Origin of the sequence: Mesorhizobium sp. M0698 (assembly GCF_040320455.1) — a bacterium.
In the GTDB taxonomy this organism is placed as follows: Bacteria; Pseudomonadota; Alphaproteobacteria; order Rhizobiales; family Rhizobiaceae; genus Mesorhizobium.
The window spans coordinates 65,338-91,019 of the sequence record NZ_JAMYPQ010000010.1 but is presented as its reverse complement, the minus strand read 5'-3'; the positions used below and the strand labels follow the sequence as shown (position 1 = coordinate 91,019).

The window sequence follows — 25,682 nt, the reverse complement described above, 5'->3', positions numbered from 1 at the left end:
TGTCCGGCAAAGGGCGTGCTCAGCGACGGCTGCAATAAATCGAAATGCCTGCAATGAAAAGGGCGCCTTTCGACGCCCTCCCGGTCTCGTGTGTTGCCGGGCTCAGTGCGCCACGCCGGCCCACACCTTGCGCTTGGTCAGGTAGACCAGTGCGCCGAACAGCAGCAGGAAGACCAGTACGCGAAAGCCGGTCTTCTTGCGGTCCTCGAGATGCGGTTCGGCCGCCCACATCAGGAAGGCCGACACGTCGCGAGAATACTGGTCGACCGTCTGCGGCGCGCCGTCATCATAGGTAACCTGGCCGTCGGAGAGCGGCTTCGGCATCTTCAGCGACACACCGGACAGGAAGTACGGATTGTAGTGCGTGCCTTCCGGTATGACCATGCCCGCCGGCGGCTGCTGGTCGTAGCCGGTCAGCAGCGAGTGGATGTAGTCGGGACCGCCCTGGGCATATTGCGTGAAGATGTCGAAGACGAAGCGCGGGAAGCCGCGTTCAACGCCGCGCGCCTTGGCCAGCAGCGACATGTCGGGCGGTGCTGCGCCGCCATTGGCCGCCGCCGCCGCTTCCGCATTGGGGAACGGCGCCGGGAAATGGTCGGACGGCTTGCCGGGGCGATCGAACATGTCGCCGGCATCGTTCGGGCCGTCGTGGATCGTGTATTCGGCCGCCAGCGTCTTGATCTGCGCATCCGAATAGCCAAGGCCTTCCAGCGTGCGGAACGCCACCAAATTCATCGAATGACAGGCTGAGCAGACTTCCTTGTAGACCTTCAGCCCGCGCTGCAACTGGGCCTTGTCGTAGGTGCCGAACGGCCCGGCGAAGCTCCAGTCCATTTCCTTTGGTTCGTGTATCGGGAAATGCGTCGGCGCCGCCTCGTTGTGCGCCTCTTCCTGGGCGCGCGCTCCAGTGCCTGTGGCCCCAATGCCCGCGGCCACAAGGCCAAGCAGCGCCAGCGAGGTGAGAATCTTCTTCATGCAAATCCCCTTGAGATTCTCTGACGCGCTGTCATCGTCTCGAGCATGATCTTGTCCGAAAACCGGTTTCCACTTTTCGGGATCATGCTCAGCCTTTGGTTTCCGGCGCGGCCGTGGCGCCGGCAGGATGTCCACCGCCACCCTTGTTCTTCCCGAGCACCGCCTCGGTGATCGAATTCGGCAGCCGCCGCGGCGTCTCGATCAGCCCAAGTACCGGCAGCGCTACCAGGAAGAAGGCGAAGTAGAACAGCGTCGCCATCTGCGCCATGAACACATAGCTGCCCTCGGCCGGCTGCGAGCCCAGCCAGCCGAGCAGGATGGCGTCGGCCACGAACAGCCAGAAGAACAGCTTGTACCAGGGCCGGTAGACTGCCGAGCGCACCTTCGAGGTGTCGAGCCACGGCACCAGGAACAGCATGACAATCGCGCCGAACATGCAGAGCACGCCGCCGAGCTTGGAGTTGATGGGCCCGATATTGAAGGTGATAGCGCGCAGGATCGCGTAAAACGGCAGGAAGTACCATTCCGGCACAATGTGGGCCGGCGTCTTCAGGGGGTTGGCCACGGTGTAATTGTCCGGATGGCCGAGATAGTTCGGCAGATAAAAGACGAAATAGGCGAAGACGAACAGGAACACGATCATGCCGAACCCATCCTTGATGGTCGCGTAAGGCGTGAAGGCGAGCGTGTCGGTCTTCGATTTGACCTCGATGCCGGTCGGATTGTTCTGGCCGACGACGTGAAGCGCCCAGATGTGCAGCACGACGACGCCGGCGATCATGAACGGCAATAGGTAATGCAGCGCAAAGAAACGGTTCAGCGTCGGATTGTCGACCGCGAAGCCGCCGAGCAAAAGCTGCTGGATCCAGTCGCCGACCAGCGGGATGGCGGTGAAGAAGCCGGTGATGACGGTGGCGCCCCAGAAGCTCATCTGGCCCCAGGGCAGCACATAGCCCATGAACCCGGTCGCCATCATCAAGAGGTAGATGATGCAGCCGAGGATCCACAGCAGCTCGCGCGGCGCCTTGTAGGAGCCGTAGTAGAGGCCACGGAAAATATGGATGTAGACGGCGACGAAGAAGAACGACGCGCCGTTCGAATGCAGGTAGCGCAGCAGCCAGCCCGAATTGACGTCGCGCATGATCTTCTCGACCGAATCGAAGGCGAGAGTGCTGTCGGCCGCGTAGTGCATGGCCAGCACGATACCGGTCAGGATCTGCGCCGCCAGCATGAGCGCGAGAATGCCGCCGAAGGTCCAGGCGTAATTCAAATTGCGCGGCACCGGATAGGCGATGAAGCTGTCATAGACCAGCCGCGGCAGCGGCATGCGCGAATCGAACCAGCGTCCGATGCCGGTCTTGGGCGTATAGGTCGAGTGTCCCTCGCTCATGGAAATATCCCTTGCCTCAGCCGATACGGATCTTGGTGTCGGAAATGAACTGGAACACCGGCACCGCCATGTTCTCGGGCGCCGGCCCCTTCCGGATGCGGCCGGCGGTATCGTATACGGAACCGTGGCACGGGCAGAACCAGCCGCCGAAATCGCCTTCCTGGCCGAGCGGGATGCAGCCGAGATGGGTGCAGACCTGGACCATCACCATCCAGGCTTCCTTGCCCGGCGTGGTGCGGTTGGCGTCGGTTGCCGGGGCGTCGGCCGGCAAATTGGCGTTGCGGGCGATTGGATCCTTGAGCTCGGCAAGATTGACCGCCTGGCCGTCCTTCATCTCTTGCTCGGTGCGGTTGCGCACGACCACCGGCTTGCCCCGCCACTTCACAACGAGCGACATTCCTGGCGTCAGCGAAGAGACGTCGACCTCCACCGAGGCAAGGGCCAGCGTCGAGGCATCCGGACGCATCTGATCGATGAACGGCCAAGCGACAGCGCCCGCGCCGACCACCGCCGCCATGCCGGTGGCGACGTAGAGAAAATCACGACGGTTGGGATCCTGGGTGTCGGTTGCGCTCACGGGTGCCTGATCCTTTCGTCTCTTCCGTGCCGGCGGCCGAGCCTGTTCCCCGCTCAATCACGCCGGCCCGACAGCGCATGGCGAACAGGCTAGCGAATTCCTCCGGCATTTGGGACTTGGGTTTATGCGTGAAGCCTGTTTTTGTCCAGACGGGTGAAGGCACAAGGGCAGATTGTCGCGGGGACGTAATTTGCCCAGCGGAACGATTGGAAAACAGCAGCAAAACCAAACGACTGCGCTCACCTCGACAGCGGACGCTGGCCCGGTTTATCCTCGCCCTATGGCGCATGTCATAGACCGCGACAAGTGGGCCGAAGCGCCCGACCACTGGCCCGACCACTGGCAGGGCGAGCTGCAATGCGGCGCCTACGGCTCCAACAGCTGCCTGATCTTCAACTACCTGCCCGAGATCGGCGGCGGCCCCAGGCTGCACAGCCACCCCTATTGCGAGATTTTTATCATCCGGACCGGGACCGGCCTGTTCACCGTCGGCGACCGGCAGATCGAGGCCACAGCCGGCCAGATCCTGATCGTGCCGCCGAACACGCCGCACAAATTCACCAATCTCGGGCCAGGCCCGCTGGAAACCACCGACATACACGAGAACGGCAGCTTCATCACCGAGTGGCTGGAATAACGCTTCCCAAACCAGTTCCGGTTCGGATCATGCGCTAGCGCCGAGCCTGGCCAGCACGGCCTTGGGAATGTTGTATTCCCGGATCACCGCGTCGTGCTTGCGCAGGCCGCAGAGTTCGCGCTGGATGAAATACCCGTGCACCGCTTCGGCTGCATCCCTGAGCAGCCGGGCACGGTCGACACTGTCGCAATTCTCGCGCAGCCTCGTCAATGTTTCCTCGACGCGCCGGCCGGCGCGGCCGAGCGCTGCCGCCTTTTCACCGAGGATTTCATGGCCAAGCAGGTCCAACGCGCTCTCCTGCGCGCCGGACCGTCCGAAATTCGATGGCATTCTCACCGCCATGATTTCACTCCGCTTTATAGAAAACTACTCCGCCGGCCGGGTCTCGGCCAACGCGCTCTCTTCGTTGAACAGGAAGCCGCCGGACTGCCGCTTCCACAGCCTGGCATAGAGCCCGTCGAGCCCGACCAGCTCGTCATGCGTGCCTTGCTCGACGATGCGGCCCTCGTCGAGCACCACCAGCCGGTCGAGTGCCGCAATGGTCGATAGCCGATGCGCGATGGCGATGACCGTCTTGCCTTCCATCAGCCTTGCCAGATTTTCCTGGATCGCCGCCTCGATGTCGGAATCGAGCGCCGAGGTCGCCTCATCGAGCACCAGGATCGGTGCATCCTTGAGGAAGACGCGGGCGATCGCCACGCGCTGGCGCTGGCCGCCGGAGAGCTTGACGCCGCGCTCGCCGACATAGGCCTCGTAGCCGATACGATCGCGATTGTCGCGCAGACCGAGGATGAACTCGTGCGCCTCGGCCTTCTTCGCTGCCGCGACCACCTCGGCGTCGGTCGCTTCCGGCATGCCGAGCTTGATGTTGTCGCGCAGCGAGCGGTGGAAAAGTGCCGTATCCTGGCTGACGACGCCGATATTGGCGCGCAGCGAATTCTGCGTGACCCTGGAGACGTCCTGCCCGTCAATGGTGATCTTGCCGCTCTCGAGGTCGTAGAGGCGCAGGATCAGATTGACCAAGGTCGTCTTGCCGGCGCCGGACGGGCCGACCAGGCCGACCTTTTCGCCCGGCCGCACGACGAGGTCGATGCCGTCGAGCACGCCGGACCCCTTGCCGTAGTGGAACTCGACATTGCTGACGTCGATACGCCCGCCGCCGACGACAATCTCTTTCGCGTCCGGCGCATCAATCAGGCCGAGCGGCTGTGAGATCAGCGCCTTGGAGTTTTCCAGCACGCCGAGGTTCCGCAAGATGCCGTTGAGCTGCATCATCAGCCGGCCGAGCAGCATGTTCAGCCGCAGCACCAAAGACAGCGTGAAAGCCACGGCGCCGACTGTGATCGAACCCTCGACCCAGAGATAAACGGCAAAGCAGGCGATCGCCGTGATCATAATGCCCGACAGCATCGTCAGTGCCATGCGCACGCCGGTCAGCCGGCGGGTGAACGGGCGCAGCGCGTCGAGATAGATGTCGAAGCCGTTCCTGATGTAGCGGTCGTCGCCATCGGCCGAGAACAGTTTCAGCGTCTGGACGTTCGAATAGGAATCGACAAGGCGGCCGGTGATCATCGAGCCGGCTTCGGCGGTGGCTTCGGCATGCTTGCGGATCGCCGGCAAATAGCGCCTGGCCAGCAAGCCGAAGGCGGTAATCCAGATCACCACCAGCACCGCCAGCCGGAGATCGAGCCCGGCGACCAGCGCCAGCGTCGTTACCGTATAGACGACCATGAACCAGACGACCTCGATGAAGCTTTCCATCAGATCGCCGGTCGCCTGTCCCGCCTGCCAGACCTTGGTCGCGATACGTCCGGCAAAGTCGTTCTGGAAGAAGGCGTAGGATTGGCGCGAGACATGGCGATGCGCCTGCCAGCGCACCAGATTATAGAAACCCGGCGTGATCGTCTGCTCGTCGACCAGCGCCGACAGGCCGACGACGATGGTGCGGATGACCAGCACCACCGCGATCATGAAGACAAGTTCCGGGCCGGCGGCAGTCCACAACGCGTGCCAGCTGCGTTCGCCGGGAAGCTGGTCGAGGATGTCGACCAGCCGCCCGACGAAATAGAACAGTCCGGCTTCGACTAACGGCGCGATGCCGCCGATCAGCAGCATGGCGAAGAAGGCGATCTTCGCCTGCCCAACATAATGCCAGAGGAAACCCCTGACGCCGGCAGGTGGCCGAAGGTCCGCAGGCTCCCGGAATGGATAGACCCAGTTCTCGAACCAGCGGTAGATGGCAGTCATTCGGCGGCTTCACCCTTGACGAGTGCATCGTTGGCGGCTGCATCGTTGGCAGAGGGGCCGTCGTCGAGCAGGAAGCCGCCCGACTGGCGCTGCCAGAGCTGGGCGTAGAGCCCGCCGCTGGCAACCAGTTCCTCATGCGAACCTTCCTCGATGACGCGGCCCTTGTCCATGACGACGAGCCGGTCCATGGCGGCGATCGTCGACAGCCGGTGCGCAATGGCGATGACGGTCTTGCCTTGCATCAGTCTGTAGAGGTTCTCCTGGATGGCCGCCTCGGCCTCGGAATCTAGGGCGGAGGTCGCTTCGTCGAGGATAAGGATTGGTGCGTCCTTCAGCATAACACGGGCTATGGCGATGCGTTGCCGCTGGCCGCCGGACAATTTGACGCCGCGATCACCGACATGCGCGTCGAAACCCTTTCGACCGTTAGAATCCGACAATCCGGCGATGAAATCCAGCGCCTCGGCGCGCCGCGCCGCCTCGATCAGCATCTGGTCACTGGCGTCCGGCCGGCCATAGAGGATATTCTCGCGCACCGAGCGATGCAGCAGCGAGGTGTCCTGCGTGACCATGCCGATCTGGGCGCGCAGCGAGTCCTGCGTCACCGCCGCAATGTCCTGGCCGTCGATCAGGACCTTGCCGCTTTCGAGGTCATAGAAGCGCAACAGAAGATTGACCAGCGTCGACTTGCCGGCACCCGAACGGCCGACGATGCCGACCTTCTCGCCCGGCTTCACCGTCAGCGACAGGCTTTCGATCACGCCCTTCTGCTTGCCATAATGGAAGCGGATGTCCTCAAAACGGATCTCGCCCTTGGTCACGGCAATATCCTTGGCGCCAGGCCGGTCTTCGACGAGGCGCGGCAGCGAGATCGAGGCGATGCCGTCCTGCACCGTGCCGATATTCTCGAACAGCGTGGACATCTCCCACATGATCCATTGCGACATGCCCCAGAGCCGAAGCACGAGGCCGATGACCAGGGCGACGGCGCCGATCGTCACGGCTTGGCCGAGCCACAGCCATAGCGAGATTGCGGTGACCGAAAACAACAGCAGCGAATTCAGGACGTAGAGCAGGCCGTAGAGCTGTGTCACCAGCCGCATCGACCGGTAGACTGTATCGAGAAAGCCGGCCATACCGTCCTTGGCGAAGGATGCCTCGCGCCGCGCATGCGAGAACAGCTTGACCGTCTGGATGTTGGAGTAGCTGTCGACGACACGGCCGGTCATGGTTGAGCGCGCATTGGCCTGCTCCTCGCCGACCTTGCCCAGCCGCGGGATGAAATAGCGCAACAGCAGGACATATCCGGCAAGCCAGACGGCAAGCGGCGCAGCCAGCCGCCAGTCTGCCGAGCCGACAATGAACAGCATGCCGAGAAAATAGACGACGATATAGTTGAGCACATCGATGAGCTTGATGACGCACTCGCGCACCGCGAGCGCGGTCTGCATCAGCTTGGTCGCGATGCGCCCGGCAAACTCGTCCTGATAGAAGCTCATTGACTGCTTGAGCAGATAGCGATGCACCTGCCAGCGGATACGCATCGGATAATTACCCATCAGCGTCTGCTGGTTGAGCAGCGAATGGAACCAGACCGTCGCCGGCAGCGCGAAAATCACGATGAAGGCCATGCCGACCAGCTTCAAGCCTTCGGTCTGCAGGAACGTCTCGCGATTCTGTCCGGACAGCCAGTCGACGATCCGGCCCATGAAGCCGAACATCCACACCTCGGCAAGGGCGATGGCCGTCACCAGTACCGCATCGAGAGCGATGTAGGGCCACGCGCCGCGCGTATAATGCACGCAGAAGGCGATCAGTGTCCGCGGCGGCTCGACCGGCTCCTTGGCAGGGAACGGATCGAGCCTTTTTTCAAACCAGCTAAACATAGAGATGCTCACAATACTGTTTCCGCTCACGCGGCACGCGAACGGACGAGGTGCCCAGACCGCATGGCGTCAAGGACCGGCGATACGGAATCGTCCGCCTCGCCGGTCCTGCTTCGCGCTATATAGGTTGTCGCGGGCCTTTCGCCGACAGTCTCGTTTGACGATGCTGACGACGTTTTGACGATCCGGATTTTCGCGCTGGTTTTTGCACCAGGCCGGATCAGCCTGATGATCCGGCGCACCAGCGACGGCCGGCTATAGTCCGGAACGGCGCGCGAGAAATCGACGTCCGGCAGCATGCCGCGATGCGGACGCCGGCGGGTCTCGGCGTGAACCGCCGACGAGTAGGTCTCGCCGATCAAAAGCGCCCAGGTCGCAGTCTTGCGCTCGTGCAGGCTTCTTGAGCCGGGTATTCTACATGGATCGAACATCGGTCCGTCCTCCAGTTGAAGATGCAGGTAGAAGGGTGAACCAACCCAGGCCGCGGGCACGCGCGGCGCGGCAAAGGTGGCATCGGTCGAAGCGTGTTCAGGTGGGGCGTTCAGCCCCTTCCACAGCTTGAAAAACATCGCAGGATTCCTTCAAAGGCCGAAAAAGGTTTCGGCGGGAATCGGTGCGATTGAAGTCTAGAAGGTCAGGAGAATCGTCGTACCGAAACCGCCGTCGGGCTGGTAAGCCCACGAGAGGGGTGGTGGATGTGCATGGCCATCATGAATTACCCCTCCATCGGTTCGGGTTGACAATGCTGGCCGTATAACCGACTTCGCAGAAAATGACCACCCGCCAGTCCAGGAATTTCCAAAACCGCGAGAGCTCTGTGGCTGATCTGCCACTTATTAGAAAGACGCGGAAATGAACGACCGTCTCCGCATCGCGCTCTATCAGCCTGATATCGCCGGCAACACCGGGACAATCCTGCGCTTCGCCGCTTGCCTCGGTCTCGGCGTCGACATCATCGAACCGGCGGGCTTCCCGCTCGGTGACCGGGCGCTGAAACGGGCCGGCATGGACTACCTCGAAATGGCGGCGCTGACCCGCCATGTCGACTGGCACGCCTTCGAGGACTGGCGCAAGCTTGCCATGCGGCGGCTGGTGCTGCTGTCGACCAAAGCAGCTGCCGCCTACACGGATTTCGCTTTTGCCGGCGACGACATTCTCTTGTTCGGCCGTGAATCCGCAGGCGTGCCGGACGCCGTTCACGAGGCGGCGGATGCGCGACTGATCATCCCGATGCAGCCCGGCGCGCGCAGCATCAACGTCGCGCTTTCCGTTGCAATGGTGGCGGCCGAGGCGATCCGGCAGCTCCGCTAGGATGTGTACGCGATCGCCGGCCGCAGCGACCAAGGCGTCATCCTCACGCAACACTGCGTCCTCTCCGGTCATTCTCATCCAGACGCCCATCGCCTTCTCCTGCCGTTTGCATCTTCGAGGCTTCTTCGCTACAAGCTCAACTTAACTTGAGGTCAAGCGGAAAATCGGAGATGGCTGCGGCAACGGAATTAACAGTCGGCCAGGTGGCGATGCGCAGCGGCGTGGCGGTGTCGGCGCTGCATTTCTACGAAGCACGCGGGCTGATCCGCAGCCACCGCACATCAGGCAACCAGCGGCGTTACGGCCGCGACGTGCTGCGACGGGTGGCGATCATCAAGGTAGCGCAGGAGGTCGGCATTTCGCTGGCCGAGATCGGCACAGCCCTTCGATCATTGCCTGAAGGCCGGACGCCGACGCGCGAGGATTGGAACCTGCTTTCGACGGCTTGGCGCGACGACCTCGACCAGAAAATTAGTCAGCTCAAGAAGCTGCGCGACGGGCTGAGCGACTGCATCGGCTGCGGCTGCATGTCGATCGACAAATGTCCGCTGCGGAATAAGAACGACAGGCTGGCAAGGGACGGCGCGGGCGCCCGCAGGCTGGTCGTGCGTTGAAGCCATGACGGTCTGGACGGGTTCAGCGAACTTATCCTGTCCGTTAGTCACTATACAGTCTTGTGAAGGTCATGTGCCCGTGCTTGATACGCCCCTGCAACTAACCTTGGGGGGCAGAATTGAAATTTGCATACAAGACTTACGCCGCGTTGCTTGGCGCCATTGTGTTGGCTGGATGCATGCCGAGCGAAGGTGAATGGAATACGGCAAGGACTTTGGTTCAGGGCAGTCCTGCCATGTATAAGAAAGTGCTTACGGAATGCATCAGGCATTCGGAGCAATCGCCTCTCAGTTCGAAGCAGGAAGCTGGCAAGATCATGAATGTCAGCGCAGCCGCGGCGCCACGTGTCTGGTGCGGAAGAACCGTGCGGGCCTTCGCGAATGGGCGCCTGACGTATGCCGAGATGAAACGAGCGCATCTTGGAACGGGCGACAGAAGCGTGTTTATCAAGATCGTTCAGGGCAGATGAACTAGCCCTGATACGTTCAGCCTCGAGACCGGAGCGTTAATCCGCCGCCGGCAGCCGCCTGATGGTGAATTCGATGACGTCGCCCGGCCGCTCGAACCAGCTTTCGATCTCGGTCCAATAGGCCTGCTTAGGAAAGCGCTCGAACCATTCCTTCGCCTTGAGACGAGCGTCCGAGCGCGGCAGCACGAAGGTCTCGCGCAGGAAGCCGTCGCGCGGCATGCGCGCGTTCTCGGCGCGCGAACGGTCGAGCCTCTTCTTCAGGCCATCCAGCGGCGGTCTTGCCGGGGTGCGCACGAAAGAACTCCATTCACACTTTACCCTTGCACCCAAGAGATTAGGGATCGCGGCCGGAAAAGACGAGTCATTTGTCGGGCGCGCCCGCAACCGGAGACAGGATTTGCAACGACCCGAGATACCGGCGGGGCTGCCAGCCGACATCGAACAGAAGAAGACGAAGGCACGGCTGTGGTTCGAGACGTTGCGCGAGCGCATCTGTGCCAGCTTCGAGCAGATCGAGCAGGACCTGCAGGGGCCGCAGGCTAGCTGGTCGCCCGGCCGCTTCGAAAAGACGCCGTGGCAACGCGATGCCGGCAAGGGCGGCGGCGGTATCATGTCGATGATGCACGGCCGCGTCTTCGAGAAGGTCGGCGTCCACACCTCGACCGTCCACGGCGAGTTCTCGCCCGAATTCAGGAAGCAGATGCCGGGCGCCGAAGAGGACCCCTCCTTCTGGGCAAGCGGCATTTCGCTGATCGCCCATCCGTGGAACCCCAACGTGCCGGCCGTGCATATGAACACGCGCATGGTCGTCACCTCGCGCCAGTGGTTCGGCGGCGGCGCCGACCTGACACCGGTGCTCGACCGCCGCCGCAGCCAGGACGACCCCGACACGATCGCCTTCCACAGAGCGATGCAATTTGCCTGCGAGAAGAACGCGGCGATCGCCGACTACGTGAAATTCAAAGCCTGGTGCGACGAGTACTTCTACCTGCCGCACCGCGACGAGCCACGCGGTACCGGCGGTATCTTCTTCGACTGGCTGCATTCGGATGAGGACAAAGGCGGCTGGGACGCCGATTTCAACTTCGTCCAGGACGTCGGGCGATCTTTTCTCGTCGTCTACGGACATCTGGTGCGCGCCAACTTCAATGACAACTGGACCGATGGCGACCGTGACGAGCAGCTCATCCGCCGCGGCCGTTATGTCGAATTCAACTTGCTTCACGATCGCGGCACCATCTTCGGGCTGAAGACCGGCGGCAATGTCGCCTCGATCCTGTCCAGCCTGCCGCCAGAAGCGAAATGGCCGTAAAATCTCGGTGAGCACGACGTGAGCCGCAATCGGGTCCAAATCCCCAGAATTTGACGGCGAATGTGGCGCAAGGCGCGCCAGAAAATATCTTTTTCGTCTAATATGCCATTGTAAAGATTGGGCTATTTGTCGCGTCGGGCCGGGAAACGCCGGCGGTTCTTTACTCCCGAGAGCCGCGACCCGACGTGACCGGACGGCCCAGATTGAATGGGGCACCTTTCCCAAGCGGTGCCCGCATTTTCCAGGAGAGCATGCCATGCGCAAGCTTATTATGACCGCAGCCGCCGCTGCCGTTCTCGCCTCTGGTACTGCCGCATTCGCTGCGGTCAAGCACACCACCGGCACGATCAAAAGCTTTGATGGAACGGCGATGAGCCTAGTTCTGGATAACGGAGCCACCTTTACGTTGCCCCAGACCTTCAAGGATCCTGGCCTGAAGGTCGGCGAAAAGGTCCGCGTCACGTGGGATATGAGCGGCAAGGATAAAATTGCCGAGGCAGTCAAGATCGTGAAGTGATGTCCTGCCCGCTGGAGCAAGACGAGGTCTTACTCCTGGGTAGCGTAAGAGGGCGGAGCAGCGATGCTCCGCCTTTTCGCAACCCGATCACTAGAGGGCCGCGTGTCGGCTTGGACGCACGGCACTCTAAGGCAACCAAAACCGTTCGATCGTGTTATGCTAAGCTGGCCAGCGTGTAGCCCGGATACCGGACGCGGTTTCCGGATCGCGCAGTCAAAGGTCTGGAGCTTCCGTGTCATTGCGCGGCGCGGCGCTCCAAGGAGGAAATGAGGAGAAGCCGATGAAGGAATTCCATTGCGGGTCGCTCGTACCCGGCTGCGAGTGGCACACACGCGCCGAGGAGGAGGCTGAGGTCATGCGCCGTGCCGTCGAGCATCTGCGCGAGACGCACGGCGAGACGGTGATCCGCGAGACGATGATCGAGGCGATCCGCTCGCGCATCGAAAAGGTCCGCGACGCAGCGTGACGGTCAGGATTCGAGTGCCTCCGCGGCGCGCTTGAGCAGCGCGCCGCGATCAAGCGCAAAACCGGACTCGACCCATTCCTTTTCGAGATTCTTCAACGTTGCACCAAGCTTCGGCCCCGGTGATGCGCCAAGCGTCGTCAGATCGGCGCCCTTGACCGGAAAAACAGGGTTTTGCCATTTTGCAGCGAAGGCAAGCAGGCGCGAGAAGCCGCCGGCTTCGAGCAGTGCGTCATTGTCTTCGACCGCGCGGGCTCGAGCGGAAGCGAGCAACAGCCGCAACCGATCGACAAAGCCTTGGCGGTCGCCAAAATAAAGCCTTTTCGCCAACTCTCCTTCGGTCGTTTTCGGATCGACGGCAGCCGTGATCGCCCAATTCCGCAGCCGGCTTGCTTCGCTCACGGCAAGCCTCAATCTCTCGGCAAGCGTTTTCATGCGCGCGGCATCCGGCGGCACGATGGCTTCCAGCCTGAGCAGCGGGTCCGGCGCCCAGGCCAGATCCTTCTCGGTCTTGGTCAGCCCGTGGATGGCATCGATGCCCCATTTCTCGCTTTCCGGCAAAACGGCGGTCAGAACGCCGGCCTGGCGCATCCACAGCAGCGCCCGCGACGGATCTGGCGCTGACAGCAATTTCTTCAATTCCCACCAGACGCGCTCGACCGAGAGCTGGTCGAGCCCCTGCTTCAGCCGGGCACAAGCCTTCAACCCTTCGGCATCCGGCCTGCCGTCGCCATACCATGCGAAGAAACGGAAGAAACGCAGGATGCGCAGATAATCCTCGCGGATACGCGCTTCCGGATCGCCGATGAATCGCAGCCTCCGCGCTTCGATATCGGCGATACCGCCGACCAGATCGACGACCGTTCCATCGGCTTCGGCATAGAGTGCATTGATGGTGAAATCACGCCGCTCAGCGTCGGCTTTCCAGTCGCGGCCGAACGACACTTTGGCGCGCCGGCCGTCGGTTTCGATATCGGCACGCAGCGTGGTGACCTCATAGGCCTTGCCGTGGCCGACCGCGGTGACTGTGCCATGCTCGATGCCGGTCGGTACCGTCTTGAAGCCTGCCGCCTCGGCGCGCCGGATGGTTTCCTCGGGCACCGTGGTGGTGGCGATGTCGATGTCGGCGACCGGCTGGCCCATGAGCGCGTTGCGCACCGCACCGCCGGCGACACGCGCCTCCTCGCCGCCATCGGTCAGCGCGGCGAGCAGGCGCTGCAGGTGGCGTTCGCCGAGCCACCCGGCCTTGCCCGCGATCGACACTGGATCGCTCACGAATAGAGCCTTTCATAAAGCGTACGGATGATGCCCGCGGTGACGCCCCAGATGCGCTGGCCGCCATAGGGCATCTCGTAATAGAACCATTCGAGGTCGTTCCACATGCGACTGTCTCTGGTGTGGTTGGCGGGGTCCATCAGAAAGCCCAGCGGCACCTCGAAGACGGCATCGACTTCGTCGGAATTCAGCGTCAGGCTGAAACCGGGCCGTACAATCCCGAGCACCGGGGCGATGCGATAGCCGCTGCCGGAAACGTAGTCCGGCAGACGGCCGATGATCTCGATGTAATCACTATCGAGACCGATCTCCTCGGATGTCTCGCGCAACGCCGCCGTTTCCGGGCTCGCATCGGTTGGATCGATGGTACCACCGGGGAAAGCCACCTGCCCCGAATGGTTGCGCAGCTTTTCCGCCCGCCTGGTCAAAAGGACCGTGGCTTCATGGCCATGATCGACCACCGGGATGAGCACGGCGGCATCGCGCAGCGCCTTGGCCAGCTTCAGCCTGGGATGGCCCGGATTGAAGCGGTGGTCGCCAAAATCGTCGCCGGCATGCGCCAGCGGCTGTGCCGCGACGCGCTGGCGAAACCCGGCAGCGGAAAACGGCAACGGCATCACCTGATCCATCATAGGCGGTCCATCATGCGCTCAGCCGTTTCAGTTTCTCAGCCGGCATGATTGGATAGACCTCGCCTTTGGAACGGACGGCAAACATCGTCTTGCCACCGATGTCGATCTCTTCGCCGTGCTCGACCAATTCGTACATCACCGGCCGTGCCACCAGCGCCTCCAGCCGCCCGCGCACCAGCACATAAGGCTTCAGGCCACCTGTCTCGTCCTCATCGACGAAGCGCAGCGGGTGTCCCGCCCCAGCCTCTACCACGTCGCCGACATTGGTGCGAAAGGTGACGATTTGTCCGTCGCCGGCGCCCGACACGTCCATCTCGACGGCAATGAAGGGCGCGTCGGCGACGCGGATGCCGACCTTTTCCACCGGCGTCACCAGGTAGGTTCTACCGTCCGCGTCCTTGCGCAGCACTGAGGAAAAAAGCTGCACCAGCGGCATCCGGCCGATCGGCGTTCCCAGATAGAACCAGGTGCCGTCCTGCTTGATTTCCATGTCGAGATCGCCGCAAAATGCCGGATTCCAGCGTTCCACCGGCGCCGGCCCCTTGCCAGCGCGCGTCGCGCGCGAGACCAGCGCCTCCAGCCCGCGCGCCTCGGTCGCGGCCGTCAGCCTCTCTTCACGATGGTCGGCGGCTTCCGTCATGGTCACGAAATAGTCACTGTTGTTCCGCTTGTCAGCCTAAGTCTGTGATTTAAGTTCATTGCAGGCGCCATGCGAGGCCGAATCGCGGCATTCTCTGCGGCACCAAGGTGCCAAGCGGAATTTCCAACCAGAAGGATCGATGCTGCATGAGCGTTATGATCAAGGAAAGCCCGATCAGCGAAAAGGACATGGTGGCGCAGGCCGAGAAAGCGCTGGCCGACATTTCGAGGGTCCGTGACGGCGTCGGCCGGGTCATTTTCGGCCAGGAAAGCGTCGTCGAGCGCACGCTCGTCGCATTGCTGGCCGGCGGCCATGCACTGCTGGTCGGCGTGCCCGGCCTCGCCAAGACCAAGCTGGTCGAAACGCTGGGCATCGTGCTCGGCCTCGATTCGCGCCGCATCCAGTTCACGCCCGACCTGATGCCATCGGACATTCTCGGCTCCGAGGTGATGGAGCAGGATGAATTCGGCAAGCGCTCCTTCCGCTTCATTTCCGGGCCGATCTTTGCGCAACTGCTGATGGCCGACGAGATCAACCGCGCCTCGCCACGCACCCAGTCGGCGCTGCTGCAGTCGATGCAGGAATACCACGTCACCATTGCCGGCGTGCGCCATGATCTGCCGTCACCGTTCCACGTCCTGGCGACGCAGAACCCGCTGGAGCAGGAAGGCACCTATCCGCTGCCGGAAGCGCAGCTCGACCGCTTCCTGATACAGGTCGATATCCTCTACCCCGAGATCGAGGCGGAGCGCCGCATCCTGCTGGAAACCACCGGTATCGAGGATGCCAAGGCTGAAAACGTGCTGCAGCCGGCGCGGCTGAAGGACATCCAGACGCTCATCCGCCGTATGCCGGTGCCGGAAAGCGTCGTCGAGGCGATCCTCAAGCTGGTGCGCTCAGCGCGCCCCGGCCAGGGCAACGCCGATACCGACAAGTACGTCGCCTGGGGCCCAGGCCCGCGCGCCAGCCAGGCGCTGACGCTGTGCACCCGCGCCCGCGCCCTCTATGACGGCCGGCTGGCGCCGTCGGTCGACGACGTCCGCGCGCTCGCCGAGCCGGTGCTGCAGCACCGCATGGCGCTGACCTTCGCCGCCCGCGCCGAGGGCACCACGGTTCGCGATGTTGTGGCGAAGCTCGCGAAAGGGATTTGATGGCGCGCATCGGTGAAGCGCAGGCACCGGCAGCGACGCGCGATGCGCTCGCCAGAGGCCGGTTGCGGGCTTCGTTGGTGCCGGACCTGCTGGTCGAGGCGCGCCGCATCGTCAACACGGTAATTGCCGGCTGGCATGGCCGCCGCAAGCGCGGTATCGGCGAGAATTTCTGGCAGTTCCGGCCCTATGTCGAAGGCGATTCCTCGCGCATTGACTGGCGCCGTTCCGCCCGCGACGATCACACCTATGTCCGCGACCGTGAATGGGAGGCCGCCCACACGGTGTGGCTTTGGGCCGATCCCTCGCCTTCCATGCTCTACAAATCGACCGGAGCCAGCGTTTCCAAGGAATCGCGCGCCCTGGTGCTGGCGCTGGCCATGGCCGAGCTTTTGTCGCGCAGCGGCGAGCGCATTGCCTGGCCGGGCCTGACCGACCCGTTCACCGCCCGCAATGGCGCCGAGCGCATCGCGGCGCAACTGATGCACGCCGCCGACCTGCCGGCAAAGCCCGACCTATCCGGCATTCGCCGGTTCTGCGACATCGTCCTCGTCAGCGATTTCCTCGACCCGGTCGAGGACACCATGGCGTGGCTGGACGTGCTCGCCCGCCACGGCGTGCGCGCCCATCTGGTCGAGGTCGCCGATCCGGCCGAGGAAAGCTTCCCCTATGCCGGGCGCACCGAATTCACCGATCCTGAGACCGGCGACAAGCTGACCGCCGGCCGCGCCGAAATGCTGGGCGAGGAATATCGCCTGCTTTATGCCGCCCGCCGCCAGGAACTGGCCGCCTGGTGCAAACGGCTTGGCTGGAGCTTTACCGTCAATCATACCGATCGCCTTGCCTCCGAGGCGCTGGTGCGCATCCACATGGCGATGACCGGCGAAGGCGCCTTTGCCGGGAGGGCCCGCGCATGAGTTGGCTGCCGCTCTCCTTCGGGGCGCCGATGGTGCTGTGGGGCCTGCTGGCGCTGCCGGTGATCTGGTGGCTTCTGCGGCTGACCCCGCCCAGGCCGCAAACCGAGGTGTTTCCGCCGCTCAGGATTCTCGCCCGCGTGCTGAGGCGCGAAGAAACGCCGCAGCAGAGCCCTTGGTGGCTGACGCTGCTCAGGCTGCTGATGGCCGCGCTTGTCGTGGCAGCACTTGCCGAACCGGTCTTCAATCCGCGCGAAAAGCTGCCGGCCGAGGGCGCTGCCCTGGCGCTGGTGATCGACAATGACTGGGCAAGTGCCGCCGACTGGGGCAAGCGGGTCGCCACCGCCGAGCGGCTGATCGCCGATGCCAATTCGAACGGCGTGCCGGTGCTCATCGCTTTCACCGCCGAGAAGCCGAATGCCGAGATCGGTCCCTTCGATGCCGCTGCCGCGCTCGACCGGCTGCGCGCGGCAAAGCCGCGGCCGATCCCGACCGACCGCCCCGCCGTCTATGCCCGCGTCGCTTCAGCCTTGGAGTCGCTGCCTGGCGCCAGCGTCGCGGTGCTCGCCGATGGCTTGGCGGCGCAAGGCGACGAAGCCGCCTTCAACACGTTGTTGTCGAAGAACGCGGCACGTGTTGTCTGGGCCGTCTCCGACCGGCTGTCGCTGACCGGCCTGACCGGCGCCGACAACCAGGTCGACGGCTTCGCCCTGACCGCCATCCGCGCACCGGGCGATCCGGCACCTGCACAGGTGACGGCCGGCGCCTTCGACGACAAGGGGCGCCGCATTGCCGACGCGACGCTGACCTTTGCCCCGGGCGGAACCACCGCCACCGGCACGGTGGCGGTGCCGTTCGAACTGCGTAACGACTTCGCCTACATCGCGCTCGATGGCGAGCGCCAGGCCGGTGCCGTCCGCGTGCTCGATGAGAGCTCAAAACGCCGCCGCGTCGGGCTGTTGTCGCAGGCCGAGGCCGACCAGGCGCAACCGCTGCTGTCGCCGCTCTACTACATCCGCCGCGCCCTGCAGCCGTTCGCCGATCTGGTCGAGCCGTCGAGCGTCGATCTCGCCGACGCCATCCCGCAACTGCTCGACCAGAAGCCGGCGATGATCCTCATGGCCGATGTCGGCACCATTCCGGAACAAGCGCGGCAAAGGCTGGTTGACTGGGTCGACAAGGGCGGCACGCTGGTGCGTTTTGCCGGTTCGCGGCTGGCCGCTGCCGGCAATGACGACGACCTGCTGCCAGTTCGGCTGCGCACGGGCGAACGATCGCTTGGCGGCGCGCTGTCATGGACGGCGCCGCAGCCGGTCACCGAATTCCCGAAAACCGGTCCCTTCGCCGACCTCGCGCCGCCCACCGAGGTCACCGTCACCAGGCAGGTGCTGGCCGAACCGACGCCCGACATCGTCGAGCGCACCTGGGCCACGCTTGCCGACGGTACGCCGCTGGTGACCGGGATGAAGAAGGACAAGGGCACCCTCGTACTGTTCCACGTCACCCCCGAGGCGACGTGGTCCAACCTGCCGATCTCCGGCAGCTTCGTCGAGATGCTGCGGCGCATCGTGCAATTGTCGCGCAACCAGGGCGCGGCTGTCGCCAATGCCGAGGCCGCCGCCACGTCGCTGGCACCCTATCGTATGATCGCCGCCGACGGCACGCTGGTGCCGCCGACGCCGGATGCCAGGCCGCTGGTGCCCGGCGCCGGCCCGCTGCCGGTGACGCTGGAAAACCCGCCCGGCCTCTACGGCTCCGAGACAGGAGTGTTCGCTCACAATCTGCTCGGCGGCGACAGCGCATTCAGGCCGCTGGCCCGGCCTGAAATCACGGTGCCGGTCACCACCATCCAGTATGCCTTCGACGAGCAGCACAACCTCAAAGGTCCGCTTGTCACGGCCGCCCTGGTGCTGATGGTGCTCGACACGCTTGCCGTATTCTGGATGGGCGGCCTGTTGTCGCGCCGGCCGCGCCGTGCCGGCGCTGCGGCGACGGCAGCCGTCCTGCTGATTGCGCTCGGCGCCTTGATTGGCCACGCGGACGTCGCGCGTGCCGACGACGCCAAACCGGGAGATACGGAGGCGATCGGGGACATTTCAAAGACCCGGATCGCCTACGTGCTGACCGGCGAGCCGGGTGTCGATTCGATCAGCCGCGCCGGGCTCGAAGGCCTGACCCGCTTTCTTATCGAAAAAACCGCGCTCGAACCCGGAGCACCGGCCGGCGTCGACATCTCGAAGGACGAACTTTCCTTCTATCCGCTGATCTACTGGCCGATCGATCCCTCGGCCCCGCTGCCCAGCGAGGCCGCCATCGCCCGCATCGACGCCTACATGCAGCAGGGCGGAACGGTCTTGTTCGACACCCGCGACCAGTTCGCCAATGGTATTGGTGCGGATTCGACCAGCCCGGCGACGGAGCGGCTGCGCGACATCCTCGGCAACCTCAACGTGCCACCGCTGGAGCCGGTGCCGTCGGACCACGTGCTGACCAAATCCTTCTACATCCTTCCGGAGTTTCCTGGCCGTTTTGCCGGCAGCCCGCTTTGGGTCGAGGCATCGCTCGAAGCCAGCAACACCGAGAACCGCCCGGTGCGCACCGGCGACGGCGTTTCGCCGATCATGATCACCGCCAATGATTTCGCCGGCGCTTGGGCCGTCGACGAGAATGGCGACCCGCTATTGCCGACGGTGCCTTCGGATCCGATGCAGCGCATCTATGCGCTGCGCGCCGGCGTCAACATCATGATGTATATGCTGACCGGCAACTACAAATCCGACCAGGTGCACGTCCCGGTGCTGCTCGAACGGTTGGGGCAATAGACCATGAACTGGTCGCTCGCCTTCGAACCGCTCATCACCTGGCCGCTGCTCGCCGTGGTTCCGGTGCCGCTGCTGCTGCTGTCCCTCGCCGGCCTTTGGTTTCGCCAGCGCGGCGCGGTCTTCCGCCTGGCAGCCCTGATTGCGCTGGCTGCGGCGCTGCTCAATCCGGTGTTCCTCGACGAAGAGCGCGAGCCGCTGAAAAGCATCGTCGCCGTCGTCGTCGATCGCAGCCAGAGCCAGGATATAGGCGACCGCACCAAGCAGACAGATGCGGCATTGGCCGGGCTTCAGCAGCGTCTCGGCCGCTTCAAGCAGTTCGACGTCCGTGTCGTCGAGGCCGGCAAGTCCGAAGCCGCCGACGAGCGCACCGAGACGCGGTTGTTTTCCTCGCTCGAAAATGCTTTCCGCGACGTGCCGCCATCGCGCATCGGCGGCGCCGTCATGATCACCGATGGCGAGGTGCATGACGCGCCGCTTGGCGCACCTGACTTCAATGCCCCGCTGCATGCGCTGATTACCGGCAACGAGCATGAGAAGGATCGCCGCATCCGCTTCGAGAATGCGCCGCGCTTCGGCCTCGTTGGCAAGCCGCTCGACATGACCTATCGCGTCATCGCCACCAACAACGAAACCGGCCCGGTCGATGTCCGCGTATCGGTCAACGGCGAGCAGGTATCGGTCGAGCACGCCAACATCGGCCAGGCGATGCCGCTGCAGGTGACCATTCCCAGCGCCGGGCGCAACATCGTCGAACTCGCCATCAACCACGAGCCGGGCGAACTCACCGACACCAACAACCGCGCCATCGCGCTGATCGACGGCATCCGCGAAAATCTGCGCGTGCTGCTTGTTTCCGGCGAACCGCATGCCGGCGAGCGCACCTGGCGCAATTTGCTGAAATCCGACGCTTCGGTCGACCTCGTGCACTTCACCATCCTGCGCCCGCCGGAAAAGCAGGACGGCACGCCGATCAACGAATTGTCGCTGATCGCCTTCCCGACGCGCGAGCTGTTCGTCGAGAAGATCAAGGATTTCGACCTGATCATCTTCGACCGCTATCAGCACCGCGACGTGCTGCCAATCCTCTATTACGACTACATCTCCGAGTATGTCGAAAAGGGCGGCGCGCTACTGATCGCGGCAGGCCCCGAATATGCCGGCGAAAGCTCGATCGCCCGCACGCCGCTGATGTCGGCGCTGCCGGCAATGCCGACCGGCGAGGTCATCGACAAGGCCTTCTATCCGCGCCTCACCGATACCGGCCAGCGTCATCCGGTAACGCGCGGGCTCGATGGCTCCGCGACCGAGCCGCCGCACTGGAGCCGCTGGTTCCGCACCATCGGCGTTGAGAACCCCGAGGGCGAGGTGGTGATGAAGGGCGCCGACAACCGGCCGCTGCTGCTGCTCGATCGCAAGGGCGAAGGCCGCGTCGGCATGCTTCTGTCCGACCAGGGCTGGCTGTGGGCGCGCGGCTTCGAGGGCGGTGGCCCCCACGTCCAACTCTACCGGCGCATCGCCCACTGGCTGATGAAGGAGCCCGAACTCGAGGAAGAGCGGCTGACCGCCGACGGCCGCGGCATGGTGCTGGAAATCCGCCGCCAGACGATGAGCGACGACCCCGGCCCGGCGCAAGTCATCACGCCGTCCGGCAAGGCACTGATCGTCAGGCTCGAGAAATCCGAACCAGGCGTCTTCCTCGGCAGCGTCGAGACCAGCGAAATCGGTCTCTATCAGGTCGGCAATGGCGACCTGACGGCATTGGCCCATGTCGGGCCGGTCAACGCGCCGGAATTCACCGACGTCGTCTCCACCGAGAACCGGCTCAAACCACCGGCTGAGGCAACCGGCGGCAGCGTTCGCCGGCTGGCGCCGGCCTCGGCACTTGGCACTCTCACCAGCACGGTCACGCTGCCCTCGATCGTTCCGGTCCGTTCCTCGGGCGCTGCCTCCGGCGATGACTGGATCGGCCTGCGCACCACCGACGACAGCGTACTCAAGGCCGTCTCGCGCGTGCCGCTGTTCGGCGGCTTCTTGGGGCTCGGCCTGCTGCTTCTGGCGATGGGCTCGATGTGGTACCGCGAAGGGCGGTAACGCGGTTTATCTTTCTCCCCTTGTGGGAGAAGGTGGATTGGCGCGCAGCGCCAAGACGGTTGAGGGGTGCTGGACGGAGTGCAGGTGATGCCAAGCTGGAACACCCCTCATCCGACCGAGCTTCGCTCGGCCACCTTCCCCCACAAGGGGAGAAGGAAGAAAGCGAGCCGCCCTACTCCTCCGGCTCCGTCGTGAACATCAGCGGGTAGCCCTTGGCCTTGCCGGCATCGGTTGCCCGCGCCGCCTTGGTCTCGGCGACATCCCTGGTGAAGACGGCGACAACGCAGACGCCGCGCCGGTGCGCGGTGATCATTATCCTATGCGCCTGGTCTTCGCTGAGCTTGAACTCGGCCTTCAGCACCGTCACGACAAACTCGCGCGGAGTGAAATCGTCATTGACCAGGATGACCTTGTAGAGCTTCGGCCGTTCGACCTTCGGCTTCGTGCTGGTACGGGGTTTTGTCGTGATTTCAGGCATTGGACCGGCAATTGCGTACGACAGCTTTGCGGTCATTTTGACATGGGCAAAAGCGGTCGTCCATTCAACCGCGCGCGATCGGCTTTCCCGGCAGGCGCAGTTCAAAAGTCCGTGCCTATGTGGGAACTGCCGTCTGGCGTTCAACGGGGGGTGTGGGCCGGGACTGGCCCTACTGTCTGCACGCAACAAAAAAGACGACCGCTCCAGGCAAATCGCAACTGGAGCGGTCTTCTCATAGGGTAGAAAGATGTCGCTTGATCAGGCCTTCGGAGTTGCCTTGACCGCGTGCTTCTTGTGCTTCTTGACGGTCTTCTTGGCAGCGACCTTCTTCACGGCCTTGGCCGGCGCAGCGGTCGTCGTTGTCGTCGCAGCCGCGGTGGTGGTCGCGGCATTGGCGCTGCTGGCGCCGAGAACCGGCATCGAGACGGCCAGCGCGATGGCGAGACCGAGGGCGGAGAGGAGGGACTTTTTCATGGCTTCACTTCCTTTTTGTGCAGATCGGATTGTGTCACTGAACGGGATCGATCGGTGTCACTCCAAGCAGCTTCAAAGCATTCGCGAGCATCCGGATTCCCTGTGCCTGTTTCTTGTTGGCGCAGAACCGGTTTCCCTTTCTTTGAAGTGCTTTCGCAGCGGTGACCTGCGTTGCCGCGGCATGGGTTTCGAGGGCTTCGTCAAACTGGCGGTTCAGATCGATGCAACGCTCGCTGCGGGTGGTCGCCACCTTTGCATCGGCCGCCTTTGCATTGGCCACCTTCGCATCGGCCAGTTTTGCATCGGCATGTTCGACCGCGGCCGTGACGAGCGAAATGGAAAGCAACGCACCCATCAGACTGATCGAGAACCTTTGCATTGGTCTGTCCGTAATCCCGTAACGCGTGTCGCAGCCGATGACCTGACCGCCACGGCACCACTTATGCCTTTGATTTTTTTCGGCAGTTTTTCCGGATTGTAGAATTTTGTTTCTGGATTGTTTCTGGGCAGCCCAGATCGGGCCGCCGATCTCCACTGGCCAACTTATGGCCTGAATTCTATCGTCTGGCTGACGGCCGAAGCAGCGCTTGGGCGATCCACAAATGACAGGTTCCCTGTGAAATCCGACCCCCACATACTGATCGTCGACGACGACAAGGGCATTCGCGACCTCCTTCAGGAATTTTTCCAGAAGCGAGGGCTGCATACATCAGTCGCCGCCGACGGCACCGAGATGGAGACCATCCTGCGCCGCGCCCAGGTCGACCTGATCGTCCTGGACGTCATGCTGCCCGGCAAGAGCGGGCTGGAGCTCTGCCGCGAGTTGCGCGCCAATTATTCGACGCCGATCATCATGCTGACCGCGGTTACCGAAACTACCGACCGGGTGGTTGGGCTGGAGATGGGCGCCGACGACTACGTGCCGAAACCCTTCGATCCGCGCGAGCTGCTCGCACGCATTCGTGCCGTCTTGAGACGCAATGGCGCCGCCGAACCGCGACGCGCCGCCTCGCGGCAGATCTACCATTTCGCCGGCTGGACGATGGACTGTTCGCGCCGCGGGCTGATGGCGCCCGGCGACGTCAGGATCGAGCTGACGATGGCCGAATTCAATCTCCTGCAGACCTTCGTCAAGAGCGCGCAGCGCGTACTGAGCCGCGAGCAGCTGATCGAGCTGTCCGGCGGCGACAGCGGCTACAGCTTCGACCGCAGCGTCGACATTCTGGTCAGCCGGCTGCGGCGCAAGATGGAGGACGACCCGAAAACGCCGAAGCTGATCCTGACCGTGCGCAGCGGCGGCTACCAGTTCCTGCCTGAGACGACCTCCGAATGAGACGCATCCTGCCGCAAACGCTGCCGGTCTGGGTGCTGCTCATCGTCATCGCCGGCCTGCTGATCAGCCAGATCGCGACCCTTTACATCGTTTCGCGCGACCGTGCCGCCGCCAATGACGTCGTCGATCTCTACCGGCTGAACGACCGCGCCTTCTCGCTGGTGCAGCTGATGCATGATGCTACGCCGGAACAGCGCAAGGCGACGGCCTCCGGCCTGTTCAACGCCACTTATGCGCTCACCGTCTCCGACACGCCCGCCGTTACTTCGTCGATAGCCGGCGACGACGAACTGGCCGAATTGGAAGACATATTGGTCGGTCGGCTATCGAAGTTCGGCATCACCGACGCGCGGGTCCGCCGCGACCCGGCAACGCACGAAGCCGACGCTCCCGGTGGGACGGTCGCCGGTCCCGATATCGGCCAGGTCGAGCGCGACCTGCTGGTGCTGGCGGCCGATTTCGCCCAGAGCGACAAGCTGACCGCTTCGCTTCGCTTTGCCGACGGCCAATGGCTGAACTTCACCGAGCCGAACACACCGGCCGGACCGATACTGAGCTTCGATAGCCTGCCGCTCTATGCCTTGATCGCCGGGCTGGTGGTGGCTTCCTCGATCTGGTCGCTGCGCCGGCTGACGGCGCCCTACCGGATGATGGAGACCGCGGTGAAGCGGATCGGCGAGGACCTGAAAAGCCCGCCGATCGCCGAGAGCGGCAGCCGCGAGGTGCGTACCGCGGCAAAGGCGGTCAATGCCATGCAGGCGAGGCTGCGCGCCTACGTCGAGGACCGCGAGCATCTTGCGGCCGCACTGGCGCACGACCTGCGCACGCCGCTGACCAGGATGCGGCTGCGCCTCGAACTGCTGAGGAATTCGTCCGTGCGCGCCGCACTGGCGCACGACCTCGCCGACATCGAAGGCATTGCCAGCTCGGTCATCGACTTCGCCACTTTCGAGGTGACCGAGGAGAAGAGCGAGAGGATCGATTTCTGGTCGCTGGTAGAATCGATCGCCGACGGCTTCGACGAGGTCTCCTTCGACAATGAGGACGCGCGCTCGCGCGGCCTGATCTGCGTCGCGCGGCCGGTCGCGCTACGGCGCTGTGTCACCAACCTCGTCCAGAACGCGGTGACCTATGGCAAGAGGGCGCATCTCAGCCTGCGTCAATCAGGCAAGACAATCACGCTGGCGATCCATGACGAGGGTCCGGGCATACCGCAAGCCGAGCTCGACGCCGTGTTCGGCTCGTTCGTGCGCCTGGAACAGTCGCGCAACCGTCAGACCGGCGGCCTCGGCCTCGGCTTGACCATCGCCCGCAACATCGCCCGTAGCGCCGGCGGCGAAGTCAGCCTGTCCAACCATCCCGATGGCGGCCTGATGACGGAGCTGCGCCTGCCGCTGGCGGTTTAGCTTGCGGTATCGGGCTAAGCCGGCGTTCCTTCGCGCCCCCTCTGTTCTGCTGGACACCTCCTCCACAGGT

At 63.6% G+C, this 25,682-nt stretch carries 27 protein-coding genes; 13 read left to right on the top strand and 14 right to left on the bottom strand.

Annotation, left to right across the window (positions count from 1 at the left end; all coding sequences use genetic code 11):
* Positions 1-102: 102 nt before the first annotated feature.
* The 3 genes from NKI16_RS20385 to petA all read right to left on the bottom strand — a co-directional run bounded on the left by NKI16_RS20385 (position 103) and on the right by petA (position 2,942).
* Positions 103-975 carry a cytochrome c1 gene (locus tag NKI16_RS20385; protein ID WP_023679477.1) on the bottom strand — a complete coding sequence of 291 codons (873 nt, stop codon included), beginning with the start codon at positions 973-975 and terminating at the stop codon, positions 103-105.
* A gap of 88 nt (positions 976-1,063) precedes the next feature.
* Positions 1,064-2,365 carry a cytochrome b gene (locus NKI16_RS20380; RefSeq protein ID WP_352586768.1) on the bottom strand — a complete coding sequence of 434 codons (1,302 nt, stop codon included), beginning with the start codon at positions 2,363-2,365 and terminating at the stop codon, positions 1,064-1,066.
* Positions 2,366-2,381: 16 nt separating this feature from the next.
* Positions 2,382-2,942: a ubiquinol-cytochrome c reductase iron-sulfur subunit gene (gene petA, locus NKI16_RS20375; protein ID WP_352638464.1), complete on the bottom strand. Its 561-nt coding sequence runs from the start codon at positions 2,940-2,942 to the stop codon at positions 2,382-2,384.
* Positions 2,943-3,222: 280 nt separating this feature from the next.
* Between petA and NKI16_RS20370 the strand changes: the two genes are divergently transcribed.
* A complete protein-coding gene (locus tag NKI16_RS20370; protein WP_023679479.1) occupies positions 3,223-3,579 on the top strand; it encodes a cupin domain-containing protein in 357 nt (118 codons plus the stop codon).
* 27 nt (positions 3,580-3,606) lie between these two features.
* On the opposite strand, the gene NKI16_RS20365 is transcribed toward NKI16_RS20370, so the two are convergent.
* The 4 genes from NKI16_RS20365 to NKI16_RS20350 are packed head-to-tail and all read right to left on the bottom strand — an operon-like array spanning position 3,607 to position 8,281.
* Entirely contained in the window at positions 3,607-3,921 is a 315-nt protein-coding gene (locus NKI16_RS20365; RefSeq protein WP_023679480.1) for a DUF6665 family protein, read from the bottom strand.
* A gap of 24 nt (positions 3,922-3,945) precedes the next feature.
* A complete protein-coding gene (locus NKI16_RS20360; RefSeq protein ID WP_352568015.1) occupies positions 3,946-5,826 on the bottom strand; it encodes an ABC transporter ATP-binding protein in 1,881 nt (626 codons plus the stop codon).
* Positions 5,823-7,712: an ABC transporter ATP-binding protein gene (locus NKI16_RS20355; protein WP_352782466.1), complete on the bottom strand. Its 1,890-nt coding sequence runs from the start codon at positions 7,710-7,712 to the stop codon at positions 5,823-5,825. Before NKI16_RS20355 ends, NKI16_RS20360 begins: the two co-directional genes overlap by 4 nt.
* A 26-nt stretch (positions 7,713-7,738) precedes the next feature.
* Complete coding sequence (locus NKI16_RS20350) at positions 7,739-8,281, bottom strand: hypothetical protein (protein WP_031212588.1); 543 nt, start codon at positions 8,279-8,281, stop codon at positions 7,739-7,741.
* A 283-nt stretch (positions 8,282-8,564) separates the two neighbouring features.
* Here NKI16_RS20350 and NKI16_RS20345 point away from each other — a divergent pair, with 283 nt between their 5' ends.
* The 3 genes from NKI16_RS20345 (at position 8,565) to NKI16_RS20335 (ending at position 10,107) form a co-directional block, all read left to right on the top strand.
* Positions 8,565-9,023: a tRNA (cytidine(34)-2'-O)-methyltransferase gene (locus NKI16_RS20345; protein WP_023679484.1), complete on the top strand. Its 459-nt coding sequence runs from the start codon at positions 8,565-8,567 to the stop codon at positions 9,021-9,023.
* 170 nt (positions 9,024-9,193) lie between these two features.
* Positions 9,194-9,637 carry a redox-sensitive transcriptional activator SoxR gene (soxR, locus tag NKI16_RS20340; protein ID WP_023679485.1) on the top strand — a complete coding sequence of 148 codons (444 nt, stop codon included), beginning with the start codon at positions 9,194-9,196 and terminating at the stop codon, positions 9,635-9,637.
* A 119-nt stretch (positions 9,638-9,756) separates the two neighbouring features.
* Positions 9,757-10,107 (top strand): hypothetical protein, encoded by a 351-nt coding sequence (locus tag NKI16_RS20335; protein ID WP_156937440.1) that lies wholly within the window; start codon positions 9,757-9,759, stop codon positions 10,105-10,107.
* Positions 10,108-10,143: 36 nt separating this feature from the next.
* Here NKI16_RS20335 and NKI16_RS20330 read toward each other — a convergent pair whose 3' ends face one another.
* Entirely contained in the window at positions 10,144-10,401 is a 258-nt protein-coding gene (locus NKI16_RS20330) for a hypothetical protein (RefSeq protein WP_023679487.1), read from the bottom strand.
* Between the two features lie 103 nt (positions 10,402-10,504).
* Between NKI16_RS20330 and hemF the strand changes: the two genes are divergently transcribed.
* From hemF to NKI16_RS20315, 3 genes are all read left to right on the top strand, one after another.
* Positions 10,505-11,419 carry an oxygen-dependent coproporphyrinogen oxidase gene (hemF, locus tag NKI16_RS20325; RefSeq protein WP_023679488.1) on the top strand — a complete coding sequence of 305 codons (915 nt, stop codon included), beginning with the start codon at positions 10,505-10,507 and terminating at the stop codon, positions 11,417-11,419.
* Positions 11,420-11,675: 256 nt separating this feature from the next.
* Positions 11,676-11,936, top strand: coding sequence for a DUF1344 domain-containing protein (locus NKI16_RS20320; protein WP_023679489.1), 261 nt, complete (start codon positions 11,676-11,678; stop codon positions 11,934-11,936).
* A gap of 280 nt (positions 11,937-12,216) precedes the next feature.
* Positions 12,217-12,402, top strand: coding sequence for a DUF1059 domain-containing protein (locus tag NKI16_RS20315; protein WP_023679490.1), 186 nt, complete (start codon positions 12,217-12,219; stop codon positions 12,400-12,402).
* A 3-nt stretch (positions 12,403-12,405) separates the two neighbouring features.
* Here NKI16_RS20315 and NKI16_RS20310 read toward each other — a convergent pair whose 3' ends face one another.
* From NKI16_RS20310 to NKI16_RS20300, 3 genes are read right to left on the bottom strand one after another with little or no spacing between them, the layout of a single operon-like run.
* Positions 12,406-13,674 carry a CCA tRNA nucleotidyltransferase gene (locus NKI16_RS20310; protein ID WP_031212590.1) on the bottom strand — a complete coding sequence of 423 codons (1,269 nt, stop codon included), beginning with the start codon at positions 13,672-13,674 and terminating at the stop codon, positions 12,406-12,408.
* Complete coding sequence (locus NKI16_RS20305) at positions 13,671-14,303, bottom strand: CoA pyrophosphatase (RefSeq protein ID WP_023679492.1); 633 nt, start codon at positions 14,301-14,303, stop codon at positions 13,671-13,673. The genes NKI16_RS20310 and NKI16_RS20305 overlap by 4 nt, the downstream gene beginning before the upstream one ends.
* A 13-nt stretch (positions 14,304-14,316) precedes the next feature.
* Positions 14,317-14,946 (bottom strand): DUF1285 domain-containing protein, encoded by a 630-nt coding sequence (locus NKI16_RS20300; RefSeq protein WP_023679493.1) that lies wholly within the window; start codon positions 14,944-14,946, stop codon positions 14,317-14,319.
* Between the two features lie 146 nt (positions 14,947-15,092).
* Here NKI16_RS20300 and NKI16_RS20295 point away from each other — a divergent pair, with 146 nt between their 5' ends.
* The 4 genes from NKI16_RS20295 to NKI16_RS20280 are packed head-to-tail and all read left to right on the top strand — an operon-like array spanning position 15,093 to position 21,921.
* Positions 15,093-16,097, top strand: a complete 1,005-nt coding sequence (locus NKI16_RS20295) for an AAA family ATPase (RefSeq protein ID WP_023679494.1) — start codon at positions 15,093-15,095, stop codon at positions 16,095-16,097.
* Entirely contained in the window at positions 16,097-17,011 is a 915-nt protein-coding gene (locus NKI16_RS20290; RefSeq protein WP_023679495.1) for a DUF58 domain-containing protein, read from the top strand. Before NKI16_RS20295 ends, NKI16_RS20290 begins: the two co-directional genes overlap by 1 nt.
* Positions 17,008-19,830 (top strand): DUF4159 domain-containing protein, encoded by a 2,823-nt coding sequence (locus NKI16_RS20285; protein WP_023679496.1) that lies wholly within the window; start codon positions 17,008-17,010, stop codon positions 19,828-19,830. Before NKI16_RS20290 ends, NKI16_RS20285 begins: the two co-directional genes overlap by 4 nt.
* A gap of 3 nt (positions 19,831-19,833) precedes the next feature.
* Positions 19,834-21,921 carry a membrane protein gene (locus tag NKI16_RS20280; RefSeq protein ID WP_023679497.1) on the top strand — a complete coding sequence of 696 codons (2,088 nt, stop codon included), beginning with the start codon at positions 19,834-19,836 and terminating at the stop codon, positions 21,919-21,921.
* Between the two features lie 172 nt (positions 21,922-22,093).
* Here the strand turns inward: NKI16_RS20280 and clpS are convergent, their stop codons facing one another.
* The 3 genes from clpS to NKI16_RS20265 form a co-directional block, all read right to left on the bottom strand.
* Positions 22,094-22,399 (bottom strand): ATP-dependent Clp protease adapter ClpS, encoded by a 306-nt coding sequence (gene clpS / locus NKI16_RS20275; RefSeq protein ID WP_023679498.1) that lies wholly within the window; start codon positions 22,397-22,399, stop codon positions 22,094-22,096.
* Between the two features lie 258 nt (positions 22,400-22,657).
* Positions 22,658-22,873: a hypothetical protein gene (locus NKI16_RS20270; protein WP_023679499.1), complete on the bottom strand. Its 216-nt coding sequence runs from the start codon at positions 22,871-22,873 to the stop codon at positions 22,658-22,660.
* Positions 22,874-22,907: 34 nt separating this feature from the next.
* Positions 22,908-23,252 carry a hypothetical protein gene (locus NKI16_RS20265; protein WP_023679500.1) on the bottom strand — a complete coding sequence of 115 codons (345 nt, stop codon included), beginning with the start codon at positions 23,250-23,252 and terminating at the stop codon, positions 22,908-22,910.
* A gap of 237 nt (positions 23,253-23,489) precedes the next feature.
* Here NKI16_RS20265 and NKI16_RS20260 point away from each other — a divergent pair, with 237 nt between their 5' ends.
* Positions 23,490-24,206 carry a response regulator gene (locus NKI16_RS20260; RefSeq protein ID WP_023679501.1) on the top strand — a complete coding sequence of 239 codons (717 nt, stop codon included), beginning with the start codon at positions 23,490-23,492 and terminating at the stop codon, positions 24,204-24,206.
* Positions 24,203-25,612: an ATP-binding protein gene (locus NKI16_RS20255; RefSeq protein WP_023679502.1), complete on the top strand. Its 1,410-nt coding sequence runs from the start codon at positions 24,203-24,205 to the stop codon at positions 25,610-25,612. The genes NKI16_RS20260 and NKI16_RS20255 overlap by 4 nt, the downstream gene beginning before the upstream one ends.
* Positions 25,613-25,682 lie beyond the last annotated feature (70 nt).